Below are 22,331 nucleotides of genomic sequence, written 5' to 3'. Positions count from 1 at the left end.
ACCTGTATCAAACAGCCAACGCCTTCTTGAGGTTGATACCCCGTGCCTTCAGGCCCTTGGCAAGCTGGTCCGTATAGGTCTCAAGCACCTTGACCCGGGCATAGCGTTTTGAATTGGCTTCGACCAAGGTCCAGGGCGCATTGCGCGTCGATGTCCGCTCGATCATGTCGTTGACCGCATCCTGGTACTGATCCCATTTCTCACGGTTCCGCCAGTCCTCGTCTGTCAGTTTCCATGCCTTCCATGGCGTATTCTGGCGCGCCGTAAAGCGGGCCATCTGCTCTTCAGGGGTAATGTGCAGCCAATATTTGCACAATACGGTTCCGAACTCGGACAGTTGCTCCTCAAAGGCGTTGATCTCGGCATAAGCCCTCATCCACTCGTCCGTGCGGGCGAACCCTTCTACCCTCTCGACCAGAACCCGCCCGTACCATGAACGGTCATAAATAGTTACTCGACCGGCACGGCTGATATGACGCCAGAAACGCCATAAATAATGACGGGCCTTCTCTTCATCCGTAGGCGCTGCTGTCGGTATGACCTTGTACTCGCGAGCATCCAGCGCTGATACCACGCGGCGGATCGCACCACCCTTGCCACCGGCATCCCATCCCTCAAACACCAGGACGCTGGAAACACCATAAGCACGTGCCAAACGCGACAACCCGGCAAGGCGGCTGCGACCGGCACGAATGCGCTCGGCATATTCAGCAGGCTCCAGGTCCAGACTCATGTCCAAGGCATCCAGAATGGTCGGCTGCTGGGGCAATGACACAGACAAAAGGCCGGCGTCCGCCTGTGCTCCGGCACGCTTGCGTGTTTTGGCCGCAGCCGGAACAGAACGGCCGGCACGCACAGCATTCTCATCCTTTTTCACAGTCTCCAGCAGCTTGCGGCGCAGATCCCGTGCCTCAAGGTGCCGGACCAGAGCATCACGCAATGTCATCAGCAAGGTCAGGGAACGATACCGGACATCTTCGCCTTCAATAATCGTCCACGGGGCATGGCCATCGCTGGTCATACGAATGGTACGCTCTGCGGCAGCGATGAAGTTGTCGTACATCTCCCAGTGCTTCCAGTCGCGCTTGGTCACCCGCCAAGCCTCATGGGGCTTTTTCTCCAGCTTTCTGAGGCGACGCCGCTGGGCATCACGACCAAGATGCATCCAGAACTTCAGGATCAGGGCCCCGTCATCAGCCAGCATTTTTTCAAAATGAGCAATCCGCGCCAGTTGCTCGTCCATCTCGGCCAGAGAAATACGCTCCCAGGCCCGATCCATCACCGGGGCAGAGTACCAGGACCCCATGAACATGCCGATACAGCCGCGTGGTGGCAGATCCCGCCAGTACCGCCAGGCAGATGGCCTCTCCCGCTCCTCATCCGAAGGGTCTCCGTAAGCGGACGTCGACATCCAGCGCGGATCAAGCCACTCGCTGAGAAGGTTTATGCTCTCACCTTTTCCTGCCCCATCCACACCGGCAAACACCAGGACAACCGGGAAATCAGCATGACGCAGTGTCTGCTGGAGGGTAATCAGCTCAGTGCGCAACGCCGGTGTTACGGCGTCAAACTCTTTCCTGGAAATCTTGCGCCCCAGTTCAGCGGTTCGAAACATCGATTCTACCCCCGGTGAGAAATCCAGCATTCGGACAGCTGTGACAACAGCCCCTCCTCTGCCCTCATATTGCCGGTTTCGGGGGCTTTTATCCACATCAAGGATGAGGTTTTTTCCATTACGTTGGCTTGGGTCTGGATTTACACAATCTTCCGTGACATACGTAGCCACCGCCAACATGAATACAGACAGAGAATCTGTCTGGGAAATTCCCGTTGTGTGCGCCCTGTTTTTCGGCCTGCCCCTGTGTCTGGCAGACTGTGTTTGAATGGAGGATCTTTATGGCTGTTCGCGTTGCAATTAACGGTTTTGGCCGCATCGGCCGCCTGGTTCTGCGCGCCTTGGTCGAATCCGGCCGCAAGGATATCGAGGTCGTGGCCATCAACGACCTGGGACCGGTTGCCACCAATGCCCATCTTCTGAAGTATGATTCTGTTCATGGCATCCTGCCCGCCGATGTCCGTGCAGCCGATGACAGCCTGATGATCAACGGAACGACCATCCGCTGCTTTGCCGAACGCGATCCGAAGGCCCTGAAGTGGGGTGACCTTGGCATTGATATCGTTGCAGAATGCACCGGCATCTTTTCAGACCGCGACAAGGCTGCTGTCCACCTAGACAATGGCGCAAAGCGGGTTCTGGTTTCCGCCCCGTCAAAGGGTGCAGACCTGACTGTTGTGTATGGCGTCAACCACAACAAGATTACGGCTGATCACAAGGTCATCTCGAACGCATCCTGCACCACGAACTGCTTGGCCCCGGTGGCTCACATCCTGCATCGTGACTTCGGGATCGTGAAAGGGTTCATGACCACCGTGCATGCTTACACCGGCGACCAGAACACCGTGGATACCCTCCACAAGGATCTGTACCGTGCACGCGCTGCAGCCATGTCAATGATCCCGACGTCAACGGGGGCTGCCAAGGCTGTTGGCGAGGTGCTGCCGGAACTGAAGGGCAAGCTGGATGGCGTGGCCGTGCGCGTCCCGACAGCCAACGTTTCCTTGGTGGATCTGAAGGTCATGCTGGGCAAGGCAGCCACTGTCGAAGCTGTCAACACCGCCATGCAGACCGCAGCAGAGGGTGAGCTGAAGGGGATCCTCGGCTATTACGACCTGCCACTTGTCTCGATTGATTTCAATCACAACCCGAACTCGTCATCCTTTGCTGCCGGTGGCACAAAGGTCATGGACGGGGACTTCCTGCGTGTCATGTCGTGGTATGACAACGAGTGGGGCTTCTCCAACCGGATGCTGGATACGGCTGTCGCCATCGGCAAGACACTGTGACCTGACACCCTGAAAAGCCCTGCCCAAAGTGTGCAGGGCTTTTTCTTCCTTTTTGTACCGGCCTTTTGCGGACTGCACCATGCCAACTTTCAAGACAATCGATGACCTTGATGTACAGGGAAAATACGTTCTGGTTCGTTCAGACCTGAATGTGCCCATGAAAGACGGGCAGATTACGGATTCAACCCGGATCCAACGCTCTGCCCAGACCCTTACCGAACTGGCCCACAAGGGCGCCAAGGTCATTGTCATGTCACACTTCGGGCGCCCGAAGGGAGAGCGCGTCCCGGCCATGAGCCTGCGCCCGGTTGCCCGTGCCCTGTCCACGGCAACAGGTATCCCGGTTGCCTTTGCCGAAGACTGTATCGGCGTGCCCGCCAGAACGGTTGTCAACGGCATGGGACAGGGGGACATCGTCCTGCTGGAGAATCTTCGTTACCATAGCCAGGAAGAGAAGAACGACCCTGACTTCGCAAGAGCACTTGCCGAACTGGGTGAGCTTTATATCAATGACGCGTTCTCAACCTCGCACCGTGCCCACGCTTCAACCGAGGGACTGGCCCACTTGCTGCCGGCAGCCGCCGGACGCTTGATGCAGGCTGAGCTGGAAGCGCTGGGACGGGCGCTGGAACGCCCCGAGCATCCGGTTGCCGCAATTGTGGGTGGGGCCAAGATCTCAACCAAGCTGGACCTGCTTGGCAACTTGGTACAACGGGTTGACCTGCTGGTTATTGGTGGCGGCATGGCCAATACCTTCCTGCATGCACAGGGCATCCAGATTGGCAAATCCCTGTGCGAGAAAGAAATGGCAGAAACAGCACGGGCCATCCTGGACAAGGCAGAAAAATCGAGATGCACCGTTATTCTGCCTACTGATGTTGTTGTGGCTGACAGCCTGAGTGAAACAGCAGGACGGCAAGTTGTTCCGGTACAATCTGTCCCGGAAGACCAGATGATCCTGGATATCGGTCCGGACTCAGCCCGTGCTCTGTCCGATCGTCTGGCATCCTTCCGGACCCTAGTCTGGAATGGCCCCTTGGGCGCTTTCGAGATCAAGCCTTTTGATGATGCAACCAACCTGGTGGCCCGGGCTGCGGCAGACCTGACGCGCAAAGGAAACCTTCTGACCGTTGCCGGTGGCGGAGATACGGTTGGTGCATTGGCCAATGCCGGGGTTCAGGACCAGTTTTCCTACGTCTCCACAGCGGGGGGCGCATTCCTGGAATGGCTGGAAGGACGCGACCTGCCGGGCGTCAAAGCCCTGGAGGCCTGAAGGTGGGAACGTCAGGGGGATAGGTATAAGTGCGTCGCGGTGGCCGTCAGGTCGGGCGGGGGAGGGAATGACCCGACGGCCACCGGAAGCACGCGGCATTCCGGGCGGGAGGGATAGCCGGCTTCCCGAGCGCGGAAGGAAAACCGACATTCGCCCTTTTCAGCCACGCCTGAGCGGCACAGCTGGCTGCCTGCACGCTGCGCGGGGTAGTCCCCTCGCACAACAGGGGATAGCAGATTCCATGCCAACAAGCCCAAGACCGGACAAAATCGGCTGCAAGGACGGTTGGGAAGGGAAAAGACCCCCCGAAAAGAAGCGATTCCCGCACTTTGCAATGCATCCTGCAACGCAAGGGAAAAACTGCCCGCTAAGCCTGCTCGTCCAAGCGGTCCACCAGCGCCAGAATATCCACAGCATTTGTGGCCTCCTGACGCAGGGCATCAGCAACACACCAGAAAGAGAGCCCGTTTTCAACGCTGATATCCCCGCGCAGGCGGGATACAAAAACAGGTTCCTCGCCAGAAGTCTCAGCAGGAGTGACGTATCCCTCCTCCACCCGGTGATCGACAACCGATACGCTGTCGCTCTCACGCAGGAGCTCCCTGACCGCCTGCTCGGAAACAGGGGATTCGCACTGGATATTGATGTAAGCCGCAGCACCCACAAAAGCAGCCACACGGGCGCAGTTCACGTGAATAGCTGTACCCGGCAACATCCGGGCCAAGCCGGCTGCAGCTTCATCTTCGGCCTCGGTTGCTCCCATGTCAGAGAAAGACCCGACCTGGGGGATCACATTGAATGCGATCTGTTTGGGGAAAACCTCCCGGCTCGAGGCTGGCGGCTCATTGACATAAATACCCCGGGTCTGGCGAAACAACTCGTCCATCCCTTCGCGTCCAGCTCCGGAGGTGGATTCGTAGGTTGAGGCCACAACCCGCACAAGACCAAAGCGGTCATGCAACGGGGCAAGCACTTTTGACACCATCAGGGCCATAGGTGATGGAACCGCAAGGACACCCTTCTTTTCCGCACGGTCAACATTGGCAGGATTCACCCCGGCCACCACCAGCGGGACAGACGGATCACGACGGAAGTGCCCGCTGAGATCAATGACCAAGGCACCAACCCGCATGGCGCGGGATGCAACGGCAGACGCATCACGTGGCTCCGTTGCCAGAACAACACGGTCCGAGGCCCGGAAATCAAAGGTCTCGTGACCGGATACCTTCAGGACATCATCATCACCATAAGAGACTTCACGCCCGATACGGGCCTGACTGTCCAAGGCTACCAAGCGGACGGCAGGCACATCCCGCTCGGCAAGGGTATCCAGGATCTCACGGGCCAGATGGCCAGATGCGCCAACCAGAACAATACGGGCAGCAGCAGGGGTATGGGAACTCATCAGACTATCCTTCTCTGACAGCAGTCCTTGATCCGGGTACGGGACAGGCCCGGCAGACTCGCCTGGGTCCGCAAGGTATGTCTGTACGGACAACGGATCAAGCCTTGCCGTACAAGGGTCCCGGACGTACCTTGTAAGTATCTGGGCAAGAGGGGATCAACAGGCGTGCGTAGTGGTGAACAGGATCCGTCGCGGGCATTTCTGGACCGGCTTCTGGGATCCATCCGGCACGGCCACAAGCTTGACGACCCCCGCAGCCCGGAGGTTTTGCAACGTTGGGCCATCATATGCCGTGACCTGCCTGATACGGCCCTTCCCCTGATTATCCCGGCCACCCTGCGGGGCCTGCTGCGTCAGGCTGATATAGGCGAGCGCCTGCGCGACGTGTGCGGTATATCCGAACGATACCATCTTCAGCATGAAACCATTGCTCCATACCTGATCAGTTATCGCCGTTACATGGCAGCGCGGGTCAAGAACAAGGAGCCCGGCAGCGATGAAGCCCGACTGACGATTGCCAAGCTTCGCGGCGAACTCAATGCCCTGAGGGAGGAGTTCAATTCAGTCTTTGACCAGGCTGCTTCTGCCGAGATGGAGCGGGAACGCCTGGCCGGGGAGCACGACAGCCTCCAGCAGCAGCTTCTGGCCGAACAAGTCCGGCGGGAAGAAGCAGAGCGGCGCCTGGAAGGCGTACGGGATCAGGCCTTCCGCCAGTTCCGCCTGTACCTCTTTTTGCTCAAGGAAGAACGAGACCGTCTGTCCAACGATCCGGACCGGGAACGCCTTCTGGCGGCCGAAATGGCGGTTGAAACCCATGCCCTGACCCTGGAGGCGCTGGGTGCACGCGAGGAGGCCGATATCCAGGCCCGGGAGATTCTGGGAGAAACCCTGTTTGCCGACTATTTCCAGAACCCGAACCGGGAGTCAGTTCTTCCAACCACGCCAAATACACCACAGGCCCCTGATCATGATCAGGTAACACCCGATAACCCGGATGATACAGCCCTGAATACAGACCAGGAACAAACCGGGACCTGATACAAACAACCCCGCCAAACACCGAAAAAGACCCCCGGAAACGGTATCCGGGGGCAAGAGACGGAAGTTTCACCGGGATTGGTGCGCAGGGGGACAAGAAAAACCCGATGCCGGTTTGCGACAGGCGCAAGACCTCTTCCGGTTACGGAGTGCTGGGCGCCATCTACCGGCGCTATCACACATGCGGCCAGATCGTGGTACAGCAACACTGCCTTATCAAGAGAGTACCGGACTTATTTCACCAATGAGCCACATTCGACATAAGGAAAGCGGAACGGGACTCAGGCTTCTCGGGTTAATGCTTCATGATGCTCGGAAACCACCGCTGCTGGCACGTCCCCGCTGACAAGGGCAGGCAGCCGGATCTGAACCCGTGTTCCACGGTCAGAAACAGAGAAGACAGATAACCTGCCCCCATTACGACGGATACCACTTCTTGCAAGAGACAGAATGGCAGAGCAAATATCATGACCGGGCACAGCCCCATCATCCGAAACAGTTACCGTCAACCCTGGCAAAACCGCACCAGACAGGGAGACAACCGGCTCGTCATGCACCTCAAGACAAATGATGCCTCGATTATAAGTTACGGCAAGTGCAGAGGCAAACACCAGGACAAGACTCTGGCGCAAGGAAGAACCATCGGCAGAAACCCTGTCACAGGACGCATCATAGCGATAGTCAAAGACTACATCCCGATGAGTTGCAGCAGCCTGGACATCAGCCAGAACAACAGACATCAGGTCACGCAAGTTCACGGTCCCGGATAAAGGGGCCTCTGACTGCGCCCGCAACCAGTCCAGATCAAGAACAGCATCGTTGATAACGGACAGAAAATGCAGAAGCGCCATCACGCGCCCGGCATACTCCTGCCGGGACGGATCCAGCCCTCCCATGTGGCCGGTAAACAAGACTTCACACAGACTGCCAACCGTTCCAAGAGGAGCCCTTATCAGTTCAGCCAGCGATGACAATACATAAGCAGGATTGGCCGTTATGGGCAGGGATGCTCCCTCTGCAACATCCGGCTGAACAAGGAGAACGCAACCATCAGGCAGGGCCACAACCATAACCCCTGCTGACAACGATCCGGAAAGGGAAGGAAACGCACCACGATCACCGGGAGGTGCGGACAGGAATGTCTGGACAGCCGTCCAGATCGGATCAGCCTGAATAATATCTGGCTGTCGGGCCAGAATCATCGCGAATGCAGGGTGCCGCTCCAGAGTTTCCGCATCTACTTTCCACAAGGTCCGAAAAGCTGCATTTGCCTGGCACAGATGCCCGTCAGCATCAAAAACAGCAACGGCCTGGGGCAATGCATCCATAATCTGGTCCTGGACCGCCAGAACCTGCCGCAAGCGTGCCTCCAGGGTCAGCCGGTCAGTCACATCTTCGTATGTCGCCAGAAGCCCCCCCAAAGGATGAGGAGCCAGAACTCGCCGCAACGTCTTCCCATCCGGAAGATGAAGGAGATCCTCCATCGGTTCGAGCAATGCCTTGAAACGCGCCAGTTCACGCTGCCGGAAAGCCGGGTAATCCGCAACCTCGGGAAGAAGGCGATTCAACCGCTGTTGTTCCAGAACTTCGGCATAGTCCGGGTTTGATGTAGCCAACCACAATGGATCAAGCTTCCATAACCGGGCAAAGGCAGGATTATGAAAACGCAGTCGCGTATCAGAACCAAAAATGGCAACAGCCGTGCCCAAACGCTCCAGGACAGCGACATGACTGCCCATTTGCTGCTCTGTCGCCTGACGCAACACCTCAAGACGGGTAATATCCTGGGCAACCCCCACGGTGTGGAGGCCATCATCCGAACCTTGGCCAGGAATAACAGGACTCTCTGTAATTTCCATCAATCGGCGGCTGCCACCAACAACCGTATGCCACGTTCCAGAGCGAGCCCGGCCAGAAGCCCGGACTGCCGACGCCATAGACCGCAAATCGCGGACAGCAGACCCGGCAACAAGCTCCTGCACGCTGGATCCACTCTGCCCGGGCGAAGAATCAACCGCATCCAGGAACACCCGGTTTGCCAGAATAATATCCAGACCATCATCACGAACCCAGACCGGAAGCGGAATGGTATCCAGAACGCGCTGCAAACGGGATGCTTCGCTGGCAGCACAGTGAAAACGTGCCAACAGCTCGCGACGGTCTTCCTCACCGGACGATACATCACGGGCCCAGAGCACATCGGCAAGACAGCGACCATCATCAGCCAAGGCCCGTACCCCCGACACCTCGACACGACGCAATACGTCTTCCTGCCCCTCCGCAGGCTGTAGACCAAGAATAACCGAGAATCCCTCTCCTTCACTGCGCAAGCGATGCACAAGGGAGGACAGACGTGCACCATCACCTGGCAGAAAGACGGAAACAACATCACCAAAAGAAGCCGAATGACCGGAAAACAACGACAGCATGACAGCAAGCCGCCGCGAGCACTGCCCTCCCCCCAGCAGATCTCCATCCTTGGCAGAGTCATCCGATGCGGACCACAGATACCACCCATCCGGACTGACCGCCATGACATGGGACAGCATCTCGGACTTTATTCCCGCGATCTGCCAAGATGTACGGTCACGGTACCAACGCCACCAGAACCACCATAGAGCCAGCAGCAGTGGCGGGAAAAGAGCTGTTGGCTCTATTCCGTAGTGAGAAAGAAAAGTGATGATCTGCTGAAGGTACCCCATACACGCAACAGTGCCGGGTAGAGAGAAAAAACTCAAGCAACCACAGAAGAAGAGCGTGATATATTTGACGCTCGTTCCGGGATTCTGTCCTGAACGTTTATCTGCCCCCGTTCCAGGAATGATAAAGTGGAAAAACTCGTCTTGTGTGCCTGCCTTGTCATGGCACTATCCTGCCCGACCCATGCGCATGAAGCAGAACACCACGCACATCACTCACACGAACATGCCGCCCAGCCCGTGCAGCAGGAATGGGGTATTGCAGGCATGCCTGAGGCCGTGACCCGAACGATTGTCTTGAGCATGAGTGATACCATGCGCTTCACACCCGATACCCTTACAGTCCGCGTAGGCGAAACAGTTCGTTTCAAGGTCGATAATCATGGCAATACCTTGCATGAGTTCGTTCTTGGCACACCCGACAAGCTTGCAGAACACGCAGACGTCATGCGGCACAACCCGGATATGAGCCATGCCGAGCCTCATATGGCCCATGTCCAACCAAACACATCCAACGATGTCGTATGGCTGTTCAACCGTGTCGGGACATTTGGTTTTGCCTGCCTGATTCCTGGACACTACGAAGCCGGAATGACCGGAACCATCCACGTCACCCACTGAGTACGGGGGGAAATAGCCCTACACAGGGCCCATTACAGATTCCAGATCATCAGGGTTACAAGCATCCAGAATTTGGCGGATGACATCCGTACCAAATCCACGACGGGCCAAGGCAGCCATGTCCCTGTAACGCCGGGCACTACGGCTTTGAGGGTCACCCCATGGACCGATACGGCGCCGTCGGGCAAAAATAACAGCGGCCGTCAAATCCGGATCGGTCTCACTATCACCAGCCCTGTCAGCAGCCAGACCGCACAGGGCCTGTTCAACCAGTTCTGGAGATACACCCTTCTGACGCAAACGGGACCGTACACCCCGCGCAGAAACACCCCGCGCCACCAAGGAACGAGCACGGGATTCCGCAAAGGAGGCATCATCGAGATAACCAAGATCCGTCAAGCGATCCAGAACAGCCGTAATCGCAGAAGACACAGCTTCCGCATCCATATTCCCGGCAGGATCCGAACGGGCAACGCGCCGTTCCAGAACGCGACGCACACCATCACGACTGGCCGCAAACCGCTCCAGATAATGAAGGGCAGCCTTCATCAAGCTCTCTATACCCAAGGGGTCCGGATCCGATTTCTTCTCGTACATGCAGCGTGTTTCCTGTACTGGCAAAATGATCGGAACCCTGACATCAAGACACAAGACATCTTGACCTTCGCACGTGTTGGCCGTTTCCTTCTGCTGTCCTGCAAAACCGGAAACTGAGAGCTGTCACCATGACCGAGGCCCCCGCATTCCCGCCACCTGCGCCCCGCGCAATGGGCCCCGTAAACTGGCTTGGCCTGTGGGAGCTATATCTGCGCGAAGTCCGGCGTTTTATCAAGGTCTGGCAACAAACAATCGCAGCGCCAATGGTTGTATCGCTTCTGTTCCTGGCAATCTTTGCCCTTGCCCTTGGATCCAGCGCACAGCAAACCGTGGGACAGGTCAGCTTCATGGAATTTCTGGCACCCGGTTTGATCATGATGGGTATGGTGCAGAATGCTTTTGCCAACACGTCCAGCTCACTCATCATCTCCAAGATCCAAGGGAATATCATCGATGTCCTGATGCCTCCCCTTTCGCCCTGGGAACTGACTGTCGGGTTTGCTCTTGGCGGCATGACACGAGGCATGGTTGTCGGAGTGGCGATCGGGGTTGGCATGTTGCCTTTCGTGACCCTGCATATCCATAATTGGGGCTACATCCTGTTCCATGCTGTCGGTGCCAGCATGATTCTCAGCCTTCTGGGCATTCTGGCCGGTGTATGGTCAGAGAAATTTGACCACATGGCCGGAATCACAAACTTTATCATCACGCCACTGTCATTCCTGTCCGGTACGTTCTATTCCATCGACCGCCTGCCGGATAACTTCCTGTTCATTGCCCATCTGAATCCTTTCTTCTACATGGTTGACGGCTTCCGGTACGGCTTTATCGGGCATGAAGCAGCCCTCCCTGAAACCGGTCTCTGGGTTGTTGCGCTGACAAACGTGGCGCTGGTGCTTGCATGCCATGTCCTGATCCGGTCAGGATATCGCCTGAAAAGTTGAGGCCTTTAACATAACCACGCAGGCTAAAGCAGAAAAATAACCCCAAACTCCAGAAAGACGGTTTGGTCTTTCCCGGCAGGGGTATAAACTGCGTTCATAGCCTGTTAACAACCAAGATCCGTTGACAGATCCTCTTTCGCCCTTTTGTCGTGTGTTGCCGAGATTGTTCATGACTGACCAGAGTGCCGCTCAGACCCCGGATTTTGCCCTGCCCTTTTTATTGCACGGCGGCTTGTTGAGGGGACGCTTGGCCCGCACATGCGCAACCTCGGATGCCATCCTGGAGCGGCATAAATACCCAGCGGCCATTTCACGGCTGGTAGCGGAAGCTGCGGCTCTGGCCTCGGTATTGGCCAATGCCCTGAAATTCAATGGTATCTTTACATTGCAGGCCCAAGGCAGCGGGCCTGTGCGGCAGCTGGTGGCTGATGTAACATCGGATGGACAGGTCCGCGCCTGCGCCACCTTCGATGAAACAGCGGATGGACTGGATGACCCGGGCACTGCCGAGGAAGCAAGCGTACAAAAGTTGTTGGGAACAGGGCACCTGGCCTTCACGGTTGACCAGGGTAATGTTCCTGAACGCTATCAAGGGCTGGTGGAACTGACAGGCCGAACCCTTTCAGAGTGCCTCCACGCCTATTTCCGTCAGTCCGAGCAGCTGGAAACAGCTATCAAGGTTGCATCCGAAGCCCCGTGCCCAAACCACAACGGATGGCGGGCCGCTGCCCTGATGATCCAGAGGATGCCGGTTGATGGTGGCAAAATCCTCTCCATCTCCAAGGACGACGCGGACGAGGCCTGGCGCACAGCTGTCATCCTTCTTGGGAGCCTGACAACGGCAGAACTTCTTGATCCCGGCCTGGAGGCCGGCACTGTTCTGCACCGCCTGTTCCACGATGAGGATCTGTCTGTATCCCCACCCCGCCCCCTGGTATTCGGATGCCGTTGCTCACGGCAAAGGGTCGAAGAAACCCTGGCAACTTTCAGCCCCAACAGTTTGGGCGAGATGCAGCTTGATGATGGATCGGTCAGCGTCCAGTGCCAGTTCTGTTCCACGGAATACATCTTCAGCGCATCGGATATCGAAGTCCTCTCCCAAGGTACAACATCACCATGACATATGCCTTCCCGTTTTCGCGGTTTCTGCCCGTTCTGGGCACGGCCTGTCTTTTTGCCATGCTGTCACTTGCTGCCGGGTGCTCGGACCAAGGGCCACCCGTTTCAAAACAACCGGAGTTACGCTTCCTGACCAAGGCTCCCTTCCGGTTTGCAGCACAAGGGCCGGATATTGTGACAAGCTATATCCCGCCACTGCGCAGTCCGCATGTCGAACATCGTATGCCCCTGTCACCGGAACAGGCCATGCGAGCGTGGGCTCGGGACCGGATTACAACAACCCACACCCACCAAAGACACATCCGGGTTGATATACGCGAGGCATCCGTAACAGAAACCAAGCTTCCAACCAAGAAGGGAATCACCGGGTTCTTTACCAACGAGCCAGAGGCACGCTATGCCGCAAAAGCCAATATCGCGGTCCAGATTGTCGATGGCGCTGGCGTTGTACGTCACGAAGCATCGGCCACAGCCTGGAGAACCATAACAATTCCCGAGAAAGCATCTCTGGCTGAACGGGACCAGATCTGGTTTGAACTGGTAGAGCACCTGATGCAGGATGTGGATGCTCAGCTTGGGGCAGCTATACGCCAGCACCTAGGGACGGCTCTCCTTGACCGGAGCACGTCCTGACAGCAAGGCCACACTGAGATTGGGCGCCGTGCGTAACCGGAAGGGTTCGTCATGTCAGATGATAAGTCCTCGGGTACACATACTGCTGTTCCGGACGGACTGGTTGTTTACGCCATAGGCGATATCCACGGGCGCCTTGATCTTCTGGACGCTCTTCTGGAACAGATTGACCACGATATAGCCCAGCGACGCCAGGCAAAAGAGCAGGTGCTTTTGATCACCTTGGGTGATTACGTTGACCGGGGACCTGATACGCCCGGCGTTCTGGAACGCTTGCGGACTCTCTCCCTGGAAAACGGAGAAACATGCTGCCTGCTGGGTAATCACGAAGACTCCCTTCTGAGCTTCCTTGAACACCCTGCCGACGGGTTGAACTGGCTGAAATACGGTGGCTTGGAAACACTGCGCAGCTATGGTGTGGATACGCCGAACAAGGAACCGGAAGCGCTGGACCGTTTCAAGCTGTCACGTGCCTTCAGGGCTGTCTTCCCCGGGGAACACCGCCAATTTCTGCAAAACATGCCCCTGTGGACGACGTGCGGAGGCTACCTTTTCGTACACGCCGGGATACGCCCCGGAATTTCACTGGGCCGTCAAAGCCGACGGGACATGTTGTGGATCCGGGAACCCTTCCTGTCGTGCACCGATACGCGGGAGCACACCGTGGTACATGGTCACACCATACACCCGACACCAGAAAACAGGGCAAACCGAATCGGAATTGATACCGGGGCTTGGCGCAGTAACGTGCTCACCGCTGTTGTTCTTCAGGGAACCCATCGCAGCTTTATCCAGACACACTGAGATGACATCCCTATTCCGGTCGCGACGACCGGGATGAAGATATATCCGCCGACCAAGCGGGATCATCTTCCCCAACAGTGCGGCGACAACCCCAGGACAAAAGCACGGCATTGAGTTGCCCGCAAACCATGGAACGTGCTGCATCACGACTGTAACCGTCCTCAAGCAAGGCATCATAGTCTGTAAAATGATGACGGGCCAAAGCCACCAAAGACAGCCAAGCCGCAGCCTGAACCGATCCCCGCCGCAAACCCGGTGAATCCTGGGCATGATCCAGCACAGCCTGCTTCTCCCACTGTGGAAGGGTGGGAGCCAAAAGGGACAAAGCCTGCTCAAGCTGGTGGCGACGAGTCATCGGACACCTCACCTCTCCACAGGATGGGCCGCAGTACGTGCCAAACCTTGCCGGAGCGTAAGAGGTGGCCTCCATCCCAGCACAGAGCAAGCTTTGGAGATGTCGACTGTCAGAGACTGGCATAATCGGTCAACAGCCGGTCCCATCCCTATACAACGGCCAATATACCGCAGCCAGGAAACAGGAACAGGAAACAGGCGCGCACGCGTCCCCATAGCCTCAGCCAGAGATCGCAGAAGCACCTCTGTCGAGACATCATCCCCGTCTGCCGCCAGAAACAGCTGATCCGCTGCACCTGGATGAACCAAGCACAGGGCGATCAGATCCACAAGGTTATCAACGGCAATCATGGAGCGTCTGTTGCAGGATACAGAGGCAAGAGGCAAGGGAATCCCCCTCTGCAACCACGTCATCAAAGTGGCAAAATTGCCTTTGACCCCGGGTCCATAGACCAACGGCGGGCGGATCACAATCCATCCCATACCACTGCCAAGAGCCAAACGACGTAGTCCTTGCTCTGCTTCCCATTTGGACAAGGCATAAGCATCAGAAGGTGCTGGTTGATCATCTTCCCGATAGGGTTTTTCTGCCTCGCGACCTTCCCCGGAAACCTTGATGGTACTGATGTAAATGAAACGCTTGATGCCAGCCTGTACAGCCTGCTGCGCCAGAGCCAGGGTTCCCTGCGTATTCACATCCCTGAAAGCGGACAAAGGATCAGGATGATGCTCCCGCATAACATGAACGCGGGCCGCCAGATGCACAACCGCGTCGCACCCGGCCAAGGCATGGGACCAATCAGTACCGGCATCAATAGACCCGACGGGAACAGCCGGAATGCCGGCAACGGACTGCCCGTCCAGACGAACAGCAGGAACGGGCACAAAATGATCCGATGCAGCAAGGGCCACACACAGTGCATGCCCGACAAAACCATTTGCCCCTGTGACCAGAACCCTCACGACAGCGACTCCAGGCAGAAACGGCACAGAGCCTCTGCACGACCAGGGGTTCCGGACTCAGTATAACACCGCAGCTCCGGTGCATTGCCCGAAGGGCGCAAATGCACGATATCACCCGAGGAGAACGTCACACGCAGCCCATCTGTTTGGTCAACAAGGACAACGGCACCACAATCGGGGGGCAGATAACGCAACAAACCATCCACGTCCTTCCGCAACTCATCCAGTAGAGCCGAACTCCGGACTGGATCAATCTCCTGCAAACGATCGCTGGCCGTAAAACGCTGCGGCAGATCAGCCATCAAAGCAGAGAGGGAACACCCGCGCATACGCGCCGCAGCAAGAAGCGTCACGATCGGCAAAACGGCATCACGGGTCAGTAATGGCTCAAGAACACGATCCTCATAAACGATACGACTTCCCAGCAGGAAACCGCCATTAGCCTCGTATCCGGCACATATGCCTTGTCCAGCCGCATCGTGCTGCATGGCTGCAATAACATGAGGCGACCCAATCCGCGTACGTGTTATCGCCTTAAACCAACCTGAGTGCTCCAGGGCCGTATTGCTGCTGACCGGCGTCACAACATGATCAGCGCCAAGAAACCGGGAACATAAAAGACCAACAGTATCACCCCGTAGCCAGTTACCCCCCTCATCCCCGACAAGGGGCCGGTCACCGTCACCGTCTGTTGAAACAACGGCATCAAAATCCAGGCTCTGCGCCCACTCGCGGGCAGCACGCACATCAGCAGGGCTGACAGCCTCGGTATCGATGGCCACAAAACTGTCTGTCCTGCCGATGGAAAGAACACGGGCTCCCAACGCCTCCAGAATGACCCGCAAGATATCACGCGCCGCACTGGAATGTTCAAAGACGGCAACCTGCATCCCTTCCAGGGCGCCTGCCCCGAAGAAATCCACATACCGACGCACATAAGCTTCTGCGACCACTGTGTCCGGAGCTGGCAGCACAGCCGGTTTCATCGTTACCATCTTCGCCACAGGCATCTGCATCATGGCCACCTCATCGTCCTTGGACAGTTCCCCGTCCGGACAATAAAACTTGATGCCATTACGATCGAAAGGAATATGGCTGCCAGTTACCACAAGAACAGGAGCCTTGATCATCTGCCCATACCAAGCCAAGGCAGGCGTCGGCAGAACGCCAGCATAGCGAACCCGGAAACCAGCCTCCTGAGCTATAGAGGCACAGACTGACGCAATGCGGGGACTACTGGGGCGAAGGTCATGACCGACAACCAGATCACAAGACCGGCCTCTATCTTTGACGAGCGTCAGGAACGCTTGCGTATAAGCTTGGCAGACCTCATCAGTCATCGCATCAACCAAGCCACGCACGCCACTGGTCCCAAAGCGAACCCCAGACCGTTCTGCTATGTCAGAAAGAGTAACGTTCATAAGACAACCCGCATCGCCAGACAATGGCTGAACGGGTACCACAACCTCAAGCCAATGACCACCCGTCCAAGGTCCGTCGAGGCCCCTGACAGCAACGAACCTTACCTTCAGAATTACTTTCCGCGGGTGGACAAAAAGCGCCGGTGCCGGACACAGACGTTCCGGCACCCACGGCGATGCGGCTCAAGCGCAACTAAACTTTTATAAGACCCAGGAACAAGGCCCTGCCACAGGCCTGCATGGTTGTCTGGCAACGCAACTTCCTGCGGGCATCTTTCAGGTGCCACGAGATACCGTGGGCCGTCATGCCAAGAGATGTAGCGATGGAGCTGCAGTCAAACCCCAGCAAACACATACGCAAAATTTTGAGAGTCTTTTCACTGAAGGCAGGCGACGGCTCCTGCTGTGGGCAAGCACGCAACCAGTTCTGGACGAACATGAACGCCAGCCCCTCCAGCTCGGACCGGACGGGAATGCTGATCGCCTCCTTCCTTGCCGTGGCAAAGTTCAACAGATACGTCCGCAACGGCAGCTGCACAGGGATGGAAAGACCAGTTCGCAGGCCATGCGAAGACGCCTCCCGGAAGAAGTCCATCTTTGCACCATCCAGATCACCCCAGCTCATCGTCCCCATGGCAACGGGGGCAAGCAAAAGGGCCGGATCAACCTTGTGATAGGCGCGTTCCTTGTAAAGATCCACCCACCCGGGCGGGCAGGATGCCGCAATAAAGGGATACCCTATATCTCTTGATGCCTCGTCATCACCGGTAACGCCCAGAAACGAGACAAACTCGAAACCCAAATCCCCGGCCTTGGAACAGAGATCTGTAAACAGCTCGCCTCCATCACGACCAACCGGCGACCTTACGCCTGAAACTTTTTTTGCTTCGTTCATTACCAATCCCCCGCCATCAGCCGGAGCGACACAGTATCGCCACACTGCACATCCTTACGATGCAGCGATGGCACTGTATCAACCATAATTGACATTTTCCAGATAAAATTTCGCCGCACACAGGCGACTTCTGTGCTCAACAAGGTTAAGTACAGACACCCGGCTCCCATAAGAAAATTGAACGTCTTGCCCCACAAGAAAGACGCATACAGACGCGCAACCATAAAAATCAAATACACCATTGAATGTACGCATTCATTTAACACGCTATGTTTGTATTCTGGAAATTTTTCTGGAATTTGTTCGGTTACGTGGTATCTTCCCTGTTGAAAATACGCTAGACATGACAACCGTGGAATGTCTTCTTCCGGGTATAGCTGGGTTAGAGCGAGAGGAAAGGGCCTGTTGCTATGGAAAAGGTCAAGCGACTTGAAGTTGCAGGATCAAAAAGCATTGCTCCCTTGTTCAATGACCTCTTGGTAGATAGTGCCGGTATGGGGTTCGAATTCATATCTTTCTGGGGCATGGAAGGGGACGAGGCTGCTGTACGACATTCTGGTTGCTCGTGCTTTGCGGCTTCATGGCCAGATGAGTTTGCCCGGCGTTATGTGGAGCATGCCTATCACGAAATTGACCCACTGGTTTATCTGGCACCCGCAAGTGATGGCGCTATAAATTGGGACTCCATCAAGGGGATGAATTGCGATCTTTTTGGAGAAGCTGCTGCATTTGGTCTGCGGGATGGCGTGACCATTCCCCTGCATGTTGGAAAACGGGTTTATCTGATCAGCTTCAGCACCAGTCAGGGTATCGCTGTTTGCCGCGACAAACAGTCGGCCTTGGAAAGCATGGCCTTTCGCTTCCTGCAGGATTACATGCGAGCAGAGCGACAAGCAGGGATTGGTGACCGGGAAGAAACGGATGCCAAGATACTCCCAATGGCCATAGCCGGGTACACCCAAGAAGCGATTGCTGATTTTCTTGGCATAGAAGAACGTTACGTTTCGGCCAGCCTTCGGAACACCTTGGGTAATGCAAGTCGTCGTACGATCTGCGGAGAGGCTGATCGGTCGTCCAGAATGATCAGCATCCCCCTCTACAGGGTGCCAACAACATCACAGCAGCAATAATAGTCAGGAGGCTATCTTTCGAATGAACAGGGACGAATACCCCGGATTTGCTCGTACGTTCTCGCAAAGTGGTTTCGTTAATTTTTAATTTTTGCGCGTTGCTCTTGACGCGCTGATTCAGGGGCAAGCAGAAGGATTTGGTTGTTATGGAAGATATCAAGCGATTCGAAATTGTGGACTCCCACAAGGATATTGCACCCCTGTTCAAGAACCTTCTGGCAAACAGCACTGCGATGGGGTTTGAATTTGCGGCATTCTTTGGATGGGAAGACGATGTCATAGAAGACCTCGGCTGCCCGTGCATTGCGGCGTCGACACCCGGCAACTATGTCCAGCGGTATGTAGATCATGGCTATCATGACGTTGATCCGTTCACTTACGTGATTCCGGCCAGCGACACGACCGTCAAGTATAATGCCGTCCGGAATATGAACAACGAGTTCTTCAATGAACTGTTCGCGTTCGGGCTGCGGGAAGGCATGGTTGTTCCCATACATGTGGGAAACCGGCTTTATTCCGTCAGCTTTATAACCAGTCGCGATGTCAAAATTCGCGAAGACGAACAGTCAACCATGGAAGGTATGGCGTTCCGTTTTCTGCAGGACTACATGCGGGCTGAACGACGCCCCGGCGCCAACGGCCGGGAAGAAATCGAAACCAGAATTCTACAGATGGCACTCTCCGGCTTGGGTAACGATATCATAGCGAGAACCCTTGGCGTAACGGAACGGTACGTTGCCGCCTGCCGTCAAGATGCCATGGGAAAACTAGGCACCCGCGTACCGTATGAAGTACACGGGCCATCATCGAAAATGGTTGGAATTTCGATGGGTATCACATCGGTATCATCGAGACAGTAAAGTTTACCGGAACCCTGGCTGCTTTACCGCATGAACGTATGCTGCACGCATATTCAGCGGAATCTCCGGGTGCATTGTTCAGGGGAATGAGGGAGGAGACCCGTCGTTATGGAAGAGATCAAGCGGTTTGAAATTGTGGATTCCTACAAAGATGTCAGTCCTCTGTTCAAAAAGCTTCTGGCAAACAGCACTGCGATGGGGTTCGAGTTTGCGGCATTCTTCGGGTGGGAAGAAGATGAGGACGTCATAAAGGATACTGGTTGTCCATGCATTGCCGCTTCATGGCCAGCTGACTTCGTTCAACGATACGTAGATCAATCGTATCAAGACGTTGATCCATTTGCTTATGTAGCACCCGCCAGTGATATCACTGTAAGATATGATGCCGTTAGAGCCATGAACAAAGACCTCTTTGATGAGGCAGCGACCTTTGGCCTACGAGATGGCATGGTTATTCCTATCCATGTGGGGAGCCGACTCTATACAGTCGGCTTTGCTACAAGCTTGGGAATGGCAATACGCGACGACCAACAATCTGACCTGGAAGGCATGGCTTTTCGTTTCCTCCAGGACTACATGCGGGCTGAACGACGCCCCGGGGCCAATGGCCGGGAAGAAACCGAAACCAGGATTCTGCAAATGGCCCTGTCAGGCTTTGCTGATGATGCTATCGCCAGCTACCTTGGGGTCACAGAGCGATACGTTGCCGCCTGCCGTCGCGATGTGATGGACAGACTGGGGTCCCATGTCCCGTGCAAGATACCTGAACCCTCATCAAAAATGATTGGAATTTCCATGGATATCACGTCTGTACCATCAAAATAAGAACGGGGGATGGAGCCACTCCGGGGGGAGCGTCATCATGCAAGAGATCAGTCGGCTCTTGCTTGTTGATTCCTAAAAAGACATAGCACCGCTGTTCAAAAAGCTTCTGGCCAGCGGTACCGCAATGAGGTTCAAGCTTGCATCTTCCTGGGGGAGTGGCTCAGGAATGGTCACTCTCTGGTGGTAGCTACGCTCAGCGCGGCGCTGGGAGGGGCTAGCTTGGCTTGTTTCAACGAAGCGTGCGACAACGCTTTTTCTCTTCGGCGAAAAAATTATATATTAACGCATTATAGCGTTAATATGGCGGAGAGAGAGTCCCGTTTTCCGGGCCACGGCTCGGCCACAGGCAGCCACCACGAATCATTGCCACTATCTTGAATAATAAGTCTTTTTTAGAAAGACTGTTGCAAAAAATGCTCGTACCCGCATAGAAAGCCAGCTTGGCTATGACGCCAAAGTGTGGGACAAAGTGTGGGACGGCTTGGACGCATGGCGAAACTTTTAATCTCTCAAGTAAAGTCAATATCGGCTCCGGGCAAGTACGGTGATGGTGACGGCCTGTGGCTCAAGGTAGGCCCGACTGGCCGGAAGATGTGGGTATTCCGGTACCAGATCAACGGCGTACGGCGGGATATGTCACTGGGATCGGCGGACGCAGTAAGTTTGCGGGACGCGCGGCTTGCCAAGAATGAGGCGAAGAAGCTCCTTGCCGACGGGATCGACCCCTTGAGGGTGCGAGCCCGGCAGGTCAGCACGAGCGATGCCCCGCTTGATGAAGCCACCCCCACGGCGCCAAAAACCTTCAATGACGCCGCCAAAGAATACCTCGACGCTCACATGGGCGCGTGGAAGAATGCCACGCACAAGCAGCAGTGGGTCAATACCCTGGCCTCGTACGTCAGGAAGCGCATTGGTAAAGTAGCCCTTGATCAGGTCACAACTGACGATGTCTTGGCGATCTTGACCCCCATCTGGTTATCAAAGCCTGAAACAGCCCGTCGGGTCCGGGGACGGATCGAAAGAATTCTGGATTACGCCTGTGCGCGGGGCTGGCGGTCCGGCGAGAACCCGGCCCGGATGCGCGGCCACCTTGATCATCTTCTGCCGCGGCGCCCTGCAACCAGCAAGGCCCATTTCGCTGCGATGCCTTGGAAAGATCTCCCGGACTTCTTTATGTCGCTGCACAGCGAAGACACCTCAATGTCTGCGCTTGCACTCCAGTTTTGTATCTTGACCGGGTGCCGCACCAATGAGGTTTTGCAAGCGACCTGGAGCGAGATTGACATGAAAGCCCGCGTCTGGTCGATCCCGCCAGCACGGATGAAAATGGGGCGGCTTCATCGGGTTCCATTGGCACGGCAGACTGTCTCGCTTCTAGAGACCCTCAAGGACTATCGCCGCTCCCAGTACCTCTTTCCGGGCCAACGCCAGAACAAGCCGCTGTCAAACATGTCTATGTTGATGATGATGCGCCGCCTGGGCTATGGCCATCTTACAGTGCACGGATTCCGTTCGAGTTTCCGGGACTGGGCTGCCGAGGCAACCCAGCATCCGAGCGCTGTCGCAGAAATGGCGCTCGCACACACAATCAAGAACAAGGTTGAAGCCGCCTACCGGCGCGGAGACATGATCGAAAAACGCACAGCGTTGATGCAGGACTGGGCGGACTATCTGACTGGATGCACGACACCTACAGAGCAGGTCGAAGATTTGGTCAAGCGACTTTCGCGGCGGGATCTGGAGCGCCTTATCGCTCTCGCGCAATCAGTCTGAAACCGACTCACATGTAAGCGTTGTGGTATACCCGCTGCGCGATAATGAATGCTCCGCACGGGTGATCAGCCAC

General features: G+C 56.1%; 20 protein-coding genes. 12 read left to right on the top strand and 8 right to left on the bottom strand.

Annotated features, from left to right (window positions below; all coding sequences use genetic code 11):
* Positions 1–7: 7 nt before the first annotated feature.
* Entirely contained in the window at positions 8–1,615 is a 1,608-nt protein-coding gene (locus HEQ61_RS03610; protein ID WP_168019468.1) for a polyphosphate kinase, read from the bottom strand.
* A 281-nt stretch (positions 1,616–1,896) separates the two neighbouring features.
* Here HEQ61_RS03610 and gap point away from each other — a divergent pair, with 281 nt between their 5' ends.
* The gene (gene gap / locus HEQ61_RS03605) at positions 1,897–2,904 is read left to right on the top strand and encodes a type I glyceraldehyde-3-phosphate dehydrogenase (protein ID WP_168019470.1); all 1,008 of its coding nucleotides are present in this window, start codon (positions 1,897–1,899) and stop codon (positions 2,902–2,904) included.
* 79 nt (positions 2,905–2,983) lie between these two features.
* Entirely contained in the window at positions 2,984–4,177 is a 1,194-nt protein-coding gene (locus HEQ61_RS03600) for a phosphoglycerate kinase (RefSeq protein ID WP_168019472.1), read from the top strand.
* A 367-nt stretch (positions 4,178–4,544) separates the two neighbouring features.
* Here HEQ61_RS03600 and HEQ61_RS03595 read toward each other — a convergent pair whose 3' ends face one another.
* Positions 4,545–5,582 carry an aspartate-semialdehyde dehydrogenase gene (locus HEQ61_RS03595; RefSeq protein WP_168019474.1) on the bottom strand — a complete coding sequence of 346 codons (1,038 nt, stop codon included), beginning with the start codon at positions 5,580–5,582 and terminating at the stop codon, positions 4,545–4,547.
* Between the two features lie 165 nt (positions 5,583–5,747).
* Here HEQ61_RS03595 and HEQ61_RS03590 point away from each other — a divergent pair, with 165 nt between their 5' ends.
* Positions 5,748–6,620, top strand: a complete 873-nt coding sequence (locus HEQ61_RS03590) for a hypothetical protein (protein WP_168019476.1) — start codon at positions 5,748–5,750, stop codon at positions 6,618–6,620.
* Between the two features lie 281 nt (positions 6,621–6,901).
* On the opposite strand, the gene HEQ61_RS03585 is transcribed toward HEQ61_RS03590, so the two are convergent.
* Positions 6,902–9,322 (bottom strand): PAS domain-containing protein, encoded by a 2,421-nt coding sequence (locus HEQ61_RS03585; RefSeq protein WP_168019478.1) that lies wholly within the window; start codon positions 9,320–9,322, stop codon positions 6,902–6,904.
* A gap of 126 nt (positions 9,323–9,448) precedes the next feature.
* Between HEQ61_RS03585 and HEQ61_RS11475 the strand changes: the two genes are divergently transcribed.
* Positions 9,449–9,940: a plastocyanin/azurin family copper-binding protein gene (locus HEQ61_RS11475; protein WP_209315612.1), complete on the top strand. Its 492-nt coding sequence runs from the start codon at positions 9,449–9,451 to the stop codon at positions 9,938–9,940.
* An 18-nt stretch (positions 9,941–9,958) separates the two neighbouring features.
* On the opposite strand, the gene HEQ61_RS03575 is transcribed toward HEQ61_RS11475, so the two are convergent.
* Positions 9,959–10,537 carry a regulatory protein RecX gene (locus tag HEQ61_RS03575; protein WP_168019480.1) on the bottom strand — a complete coding sequence of 193 codons (579 nt, stop codon included), beginning with the start codon at positions 10,535–10,537 and terminating at the stop codon, positions 9,959–9,961.
* A 128-nt stretch (positions 10,538–10,665) separates the two neighbouring features.
* Between HEQ61_RS03575 and HEQ61_RS03570 the strand changes: the two genes are divergently transcribed.
* From HEQ61_RS03570 to HEQ61_RS03555, 4 genes are all read left to right on the top strand, one after another.
* A complete protein-coding gene (locus tag HEQ61_RS03570; RefSeq protein ID WP_168019482.1) occupies positions 10,666–11,481 on the top strand; it encodes an ABC transporter permease in 816 nt (271 codons plus the stop codon).
* A gap of 169 nt (positions 11,482–11,650) precedes the next feature.
* Positions 11,651–12,601, top strand: coding sequence for an Hsp33 family molecular chaperone HslO (locus HEQ61_RS03565; protein ID WP_168019484.1), 951 nt, complete (start codon positions 11,651–11,653; stop codon positions 12,599–12,601).
* A complete protein-coding gene (locus HEQ61_RS03560) occupies positions 12,598–13,233 on the top strand; it encodes a hypothetical protein (protein WP_168019486.1) in 636 nt (211 codons plus the stop codon). Before HEQ61_RS03565 ends, HEQ61_RS03560 begins: the two co-directional genes overlap by 4 nt.
* Positions 13,234–13,284: 51 nt before the next feature.
* Entirely contained in the window at positions 13,285–14,037 is a 753-nt protein-coding gene (locus tag HEQ61_RS03555) for a metallophosphoesterase family protein (RefSeq protein WP_168019488.1), read from the top strand.
* Between the two features lie 10 nt (positions 14,038–14,047).
* Here HEQ61_RS03555 and HEQ61_RS03550 read toward each other — a convergent pair whose 3' ends face one another.
* The 4 genes from HEQ61_RS03550 to HEQ61_RS03535 form a co-directional block, all read right to left on the bottom strand.
* Positions 14,048–14,392: a DUF2293 domain-containing protein gene (locus tag HEQ61_RS03550; protein ID WP_168019489.1), complete on the bottom strand. Its 345-nt coding sequence runs from the start codon at positions 14,390–14,392 to the stop codon at positions 14,048–14,050.
* A gap of 8 nt (positions 14,393–14,400) precedes the next feature.
* Positions 14,401–15,354, bottom strand: a complete 954-nt coding sequence (locus HEQ61_RS03545) for a UDP-glucose 4-epimerase family protein (RefSeq protein ID WP_209315613.1) — start codon at positions 15,352–15,354, stop codon at positions 14,401–14,403.
* Complete coding sequence (locus HEQ61_RS03540) at positions 15,351–16,775, bottom strand: phosphomannomutase (protein ID WP_168019490.1); 1,425 nt, start codon at positions 16,773–16,775, stop codon at positions 15,351–15,353. Before HEQ61_RS03540 ends, HEQ61_RS03545 begins: the two co-directional genes overlap by 4 nt.
* 193 nt (positions 16,776–16,968) lie before the next feature.
* Positions 16,969–17,670 (bottom strand): helix-turn-helix transcriptional regulator, encoded by a 702-nt coding sequence (locus HEQ61_RS03535; RefSeq protein WP_168019491.1) that lies wholly within the window; start codon positions 17,668–17,670, stop codon positions 16,969–16,971.
* Between the two features lie 410 nt (positions 17,671–18,080).
* On the opposite strand from HEQ61_RS03535, the gene HEQ61_RS03530 reads away from it, so the two are divergent.
* The 4 genes from HEQ61_RS03530 to HEQ61_RS03515 all read left to right on the top strand — a co-directional run bounded on the left by HEQ61_RS03530 (position 18,081) and on the right by HEQ61_RS03515 (position 22,258).
* Positions 18,081–18,800, top strand: a complete 720-nt coding sequence (locus tag HEQ61_RS03530) for an autoinducer binding domain-containing protein (protein ID WP_168019492.1) — start codon at positions 18,081–18,083, stop codon at positions 18,798–18,800.
* A gap of 146 nt (positions 18,801–18,946) precedes the next feature.
* Positions 18,947–19,660: an autoinducer binding domain-containing protein gene (locus tag HEQ61_RS03525; RefSeq protein ID WP_168019493.1), complete on the top strand. Its 714-nt coding sequence runs from the start codon at positions 18,947–18,949 to the stop codon at positions 19,658–19,660.
* A gap of 108 nt (positions 19,661–19,768) precedes the next feature.
* On the top strand, positions 19,769–20,485 hold the full coding sequence (locus HEQ61_RS03520; RefSeq protein WP_168019494.1) for an autoinducer binding domain-containing protein: 717 nt from the start codon (positions 19,769–19,771) through the stop codon (positions 20,483–20,485).
* 489 nt (positions 20,486–20,974) lie between these two features.
* Positions 20,975–22,258: a tyrosine-type recombinase/integrase gene (locus tag HEQ61_RS03515; RefSeq protein WP_167820868.1), complete on the top strand. Its 1,284-nt coding sequence runs from the start codon at positions 20,975–20,977 to the stop codon at positions 22,256–22,258.
* The last annotated feature ends 73 nt before the right edge of the window (positions 22,259–22,331 follow it).

Origin of the sequence: Haematospirillum sp. H4485, from assembly GCF_012102745.1 — a bacterium.
Taxonomy (GTDB): domain Bacteria; phylum Pseudomonadota; class Alphaproteobacteria; order Rhodospirillales; family Rhodospirillaceae; genus Haematospirillum.
The sequence above is the reverse complement of the archived record's forward strand: the minus strand, read 5'-3'. Positions and strand labels throughout refer to the sequence as shown.

What these genes read in the sequence shown, in the direction of transcription:
- HEQ61_RS03550 (WP_168019489.1), bottom strand. Translation starts at nt 14,392, where the DNA reads ATGACTCGTCGCCACCAGCTTGAGCAGGCTTTGTCCCTTTTGGCTCCC.
- HEQ61_RS03565 (WP_168019484.1), top strand. Translation starts at nt 11,651, where the DNA reads ATGACTGACCAGAGTGCCGCTCAGACCCCGGATTTTGCCCTGCCCTTT.
- HEQ61_RS03570 (WP_168019482.1), top strand. Translation starts at nt 10,666, where the DNA reads ATGACCGAGGCCCCCGCATTCCCGCCACCTGCGCCCCGCGCAATGGGC.
- HEQ61_RS03575 (WP_168019480.1), bottom strand. Translation starts at nt 10,537, where the DNA reads ATGTACGAGAAGAAATCGGATCCGGACCCCTTGGGTATAGAGAGCTTG.
- HEQ61_RS03595 (WP_168019474.1), bottom strand. Translation starts at nt 5,582, where the DNA reads ATGAGTTCCCATACCCCTGCTGCTGCCCGTATTGTTCTGGTTGGCGCA.
- HEQ61_RS03555 (WP_168019488.1), top strand. Translation starts at nt 13,285, where the DNA reads ATGTCAGATGATAAGTCCTCGGGTACACATACTGCTGTTCCGGACGGA.
- HEQ61_RS03515 (WP_167820868.1), top strand. Translation starts at nt 20,975, where the DNA reads ATGGCGAAACTTTTAATCTCTCAAGTAAAGTCAATATCGGCTCCGGGC.
- HEQ61_RS03535 (WP_168019491.1), bottom strand. Translation starts at nt 17,670, where the DNA reads ATGAACGAAGCAAAAAAAGTTTCAGGCGTAAGGTCGCCGGTTGGTCGT.
- HEQ61_RS03520 (WP_168019494.1), top strand. Translation starts at nt 19,769, where the DNA reads ATGGAAGAGATCAAGCGGTTTGAAATTGTGGATTCCTACAAAGATGTC.
- gap (WP_168019470.1), top strand. Translation starts at nt 1,897, where the DNA reads ATGGCTGTTCGCGTTGCAATTAACGGTTTTGGCCGCATCGGCCGCCTG.
- HEQ61_RS03600 (WP_168019472.1), top strand. Translation starts at nt 2,984, where the DNA reads ATGCCAACTTTCAAGACAATCGATGACCTTGATGTACAGGGAAAATAC.
- HEQ61_RS03540 (WP_168019490.1), bottom strand. Translation starts at nt 16,775, where the DNA reads ATGAACGTTACTCTTTCTGACATAGCAGAACGGTCTGGGGTTCGCTTT.
- HEQ61_RS03585 (WP_168019478.1), bottom strand. Translation starts at nt 9,322, where the DNA reads ATGGGGTACCTTCAGCAGATCATCACTTTTCTTTCTCACTACGGAATA.
- HEQ61_RS03560 (WP_168019486.1), top strand. Translation starts at nt 12,598, where the DNA reads ATGACATATGCCTTCCCGTTTTCGCGGTTTCTGCCCGTTCTGGGCACG.
- HEQ61_RS03610 (WP_168019468.1), bottom strand. Translation starts at nt 1,615, where the DNA reads ATGTTTCGAACCGCTGAACTGGGGCGCAAGATTTCCAGGAAAGAGTTT.
- HEQ61_RS03530 (WP_168019492.1), top strand. Translation starts at nt 18,081, where the DNA reads ATGGAAAAGGTCAAGCGACTTGAAGTTGCAGGATCAAAAAGCATTGCT.
- HEQ61_RS03525 (WP_168019493.1), top strand. Translation starts at nt 18,947, where the DNA reads ATGGAAGATATCAAGCGATTCGAAATTGTGGACTCCCACAAGGATATT.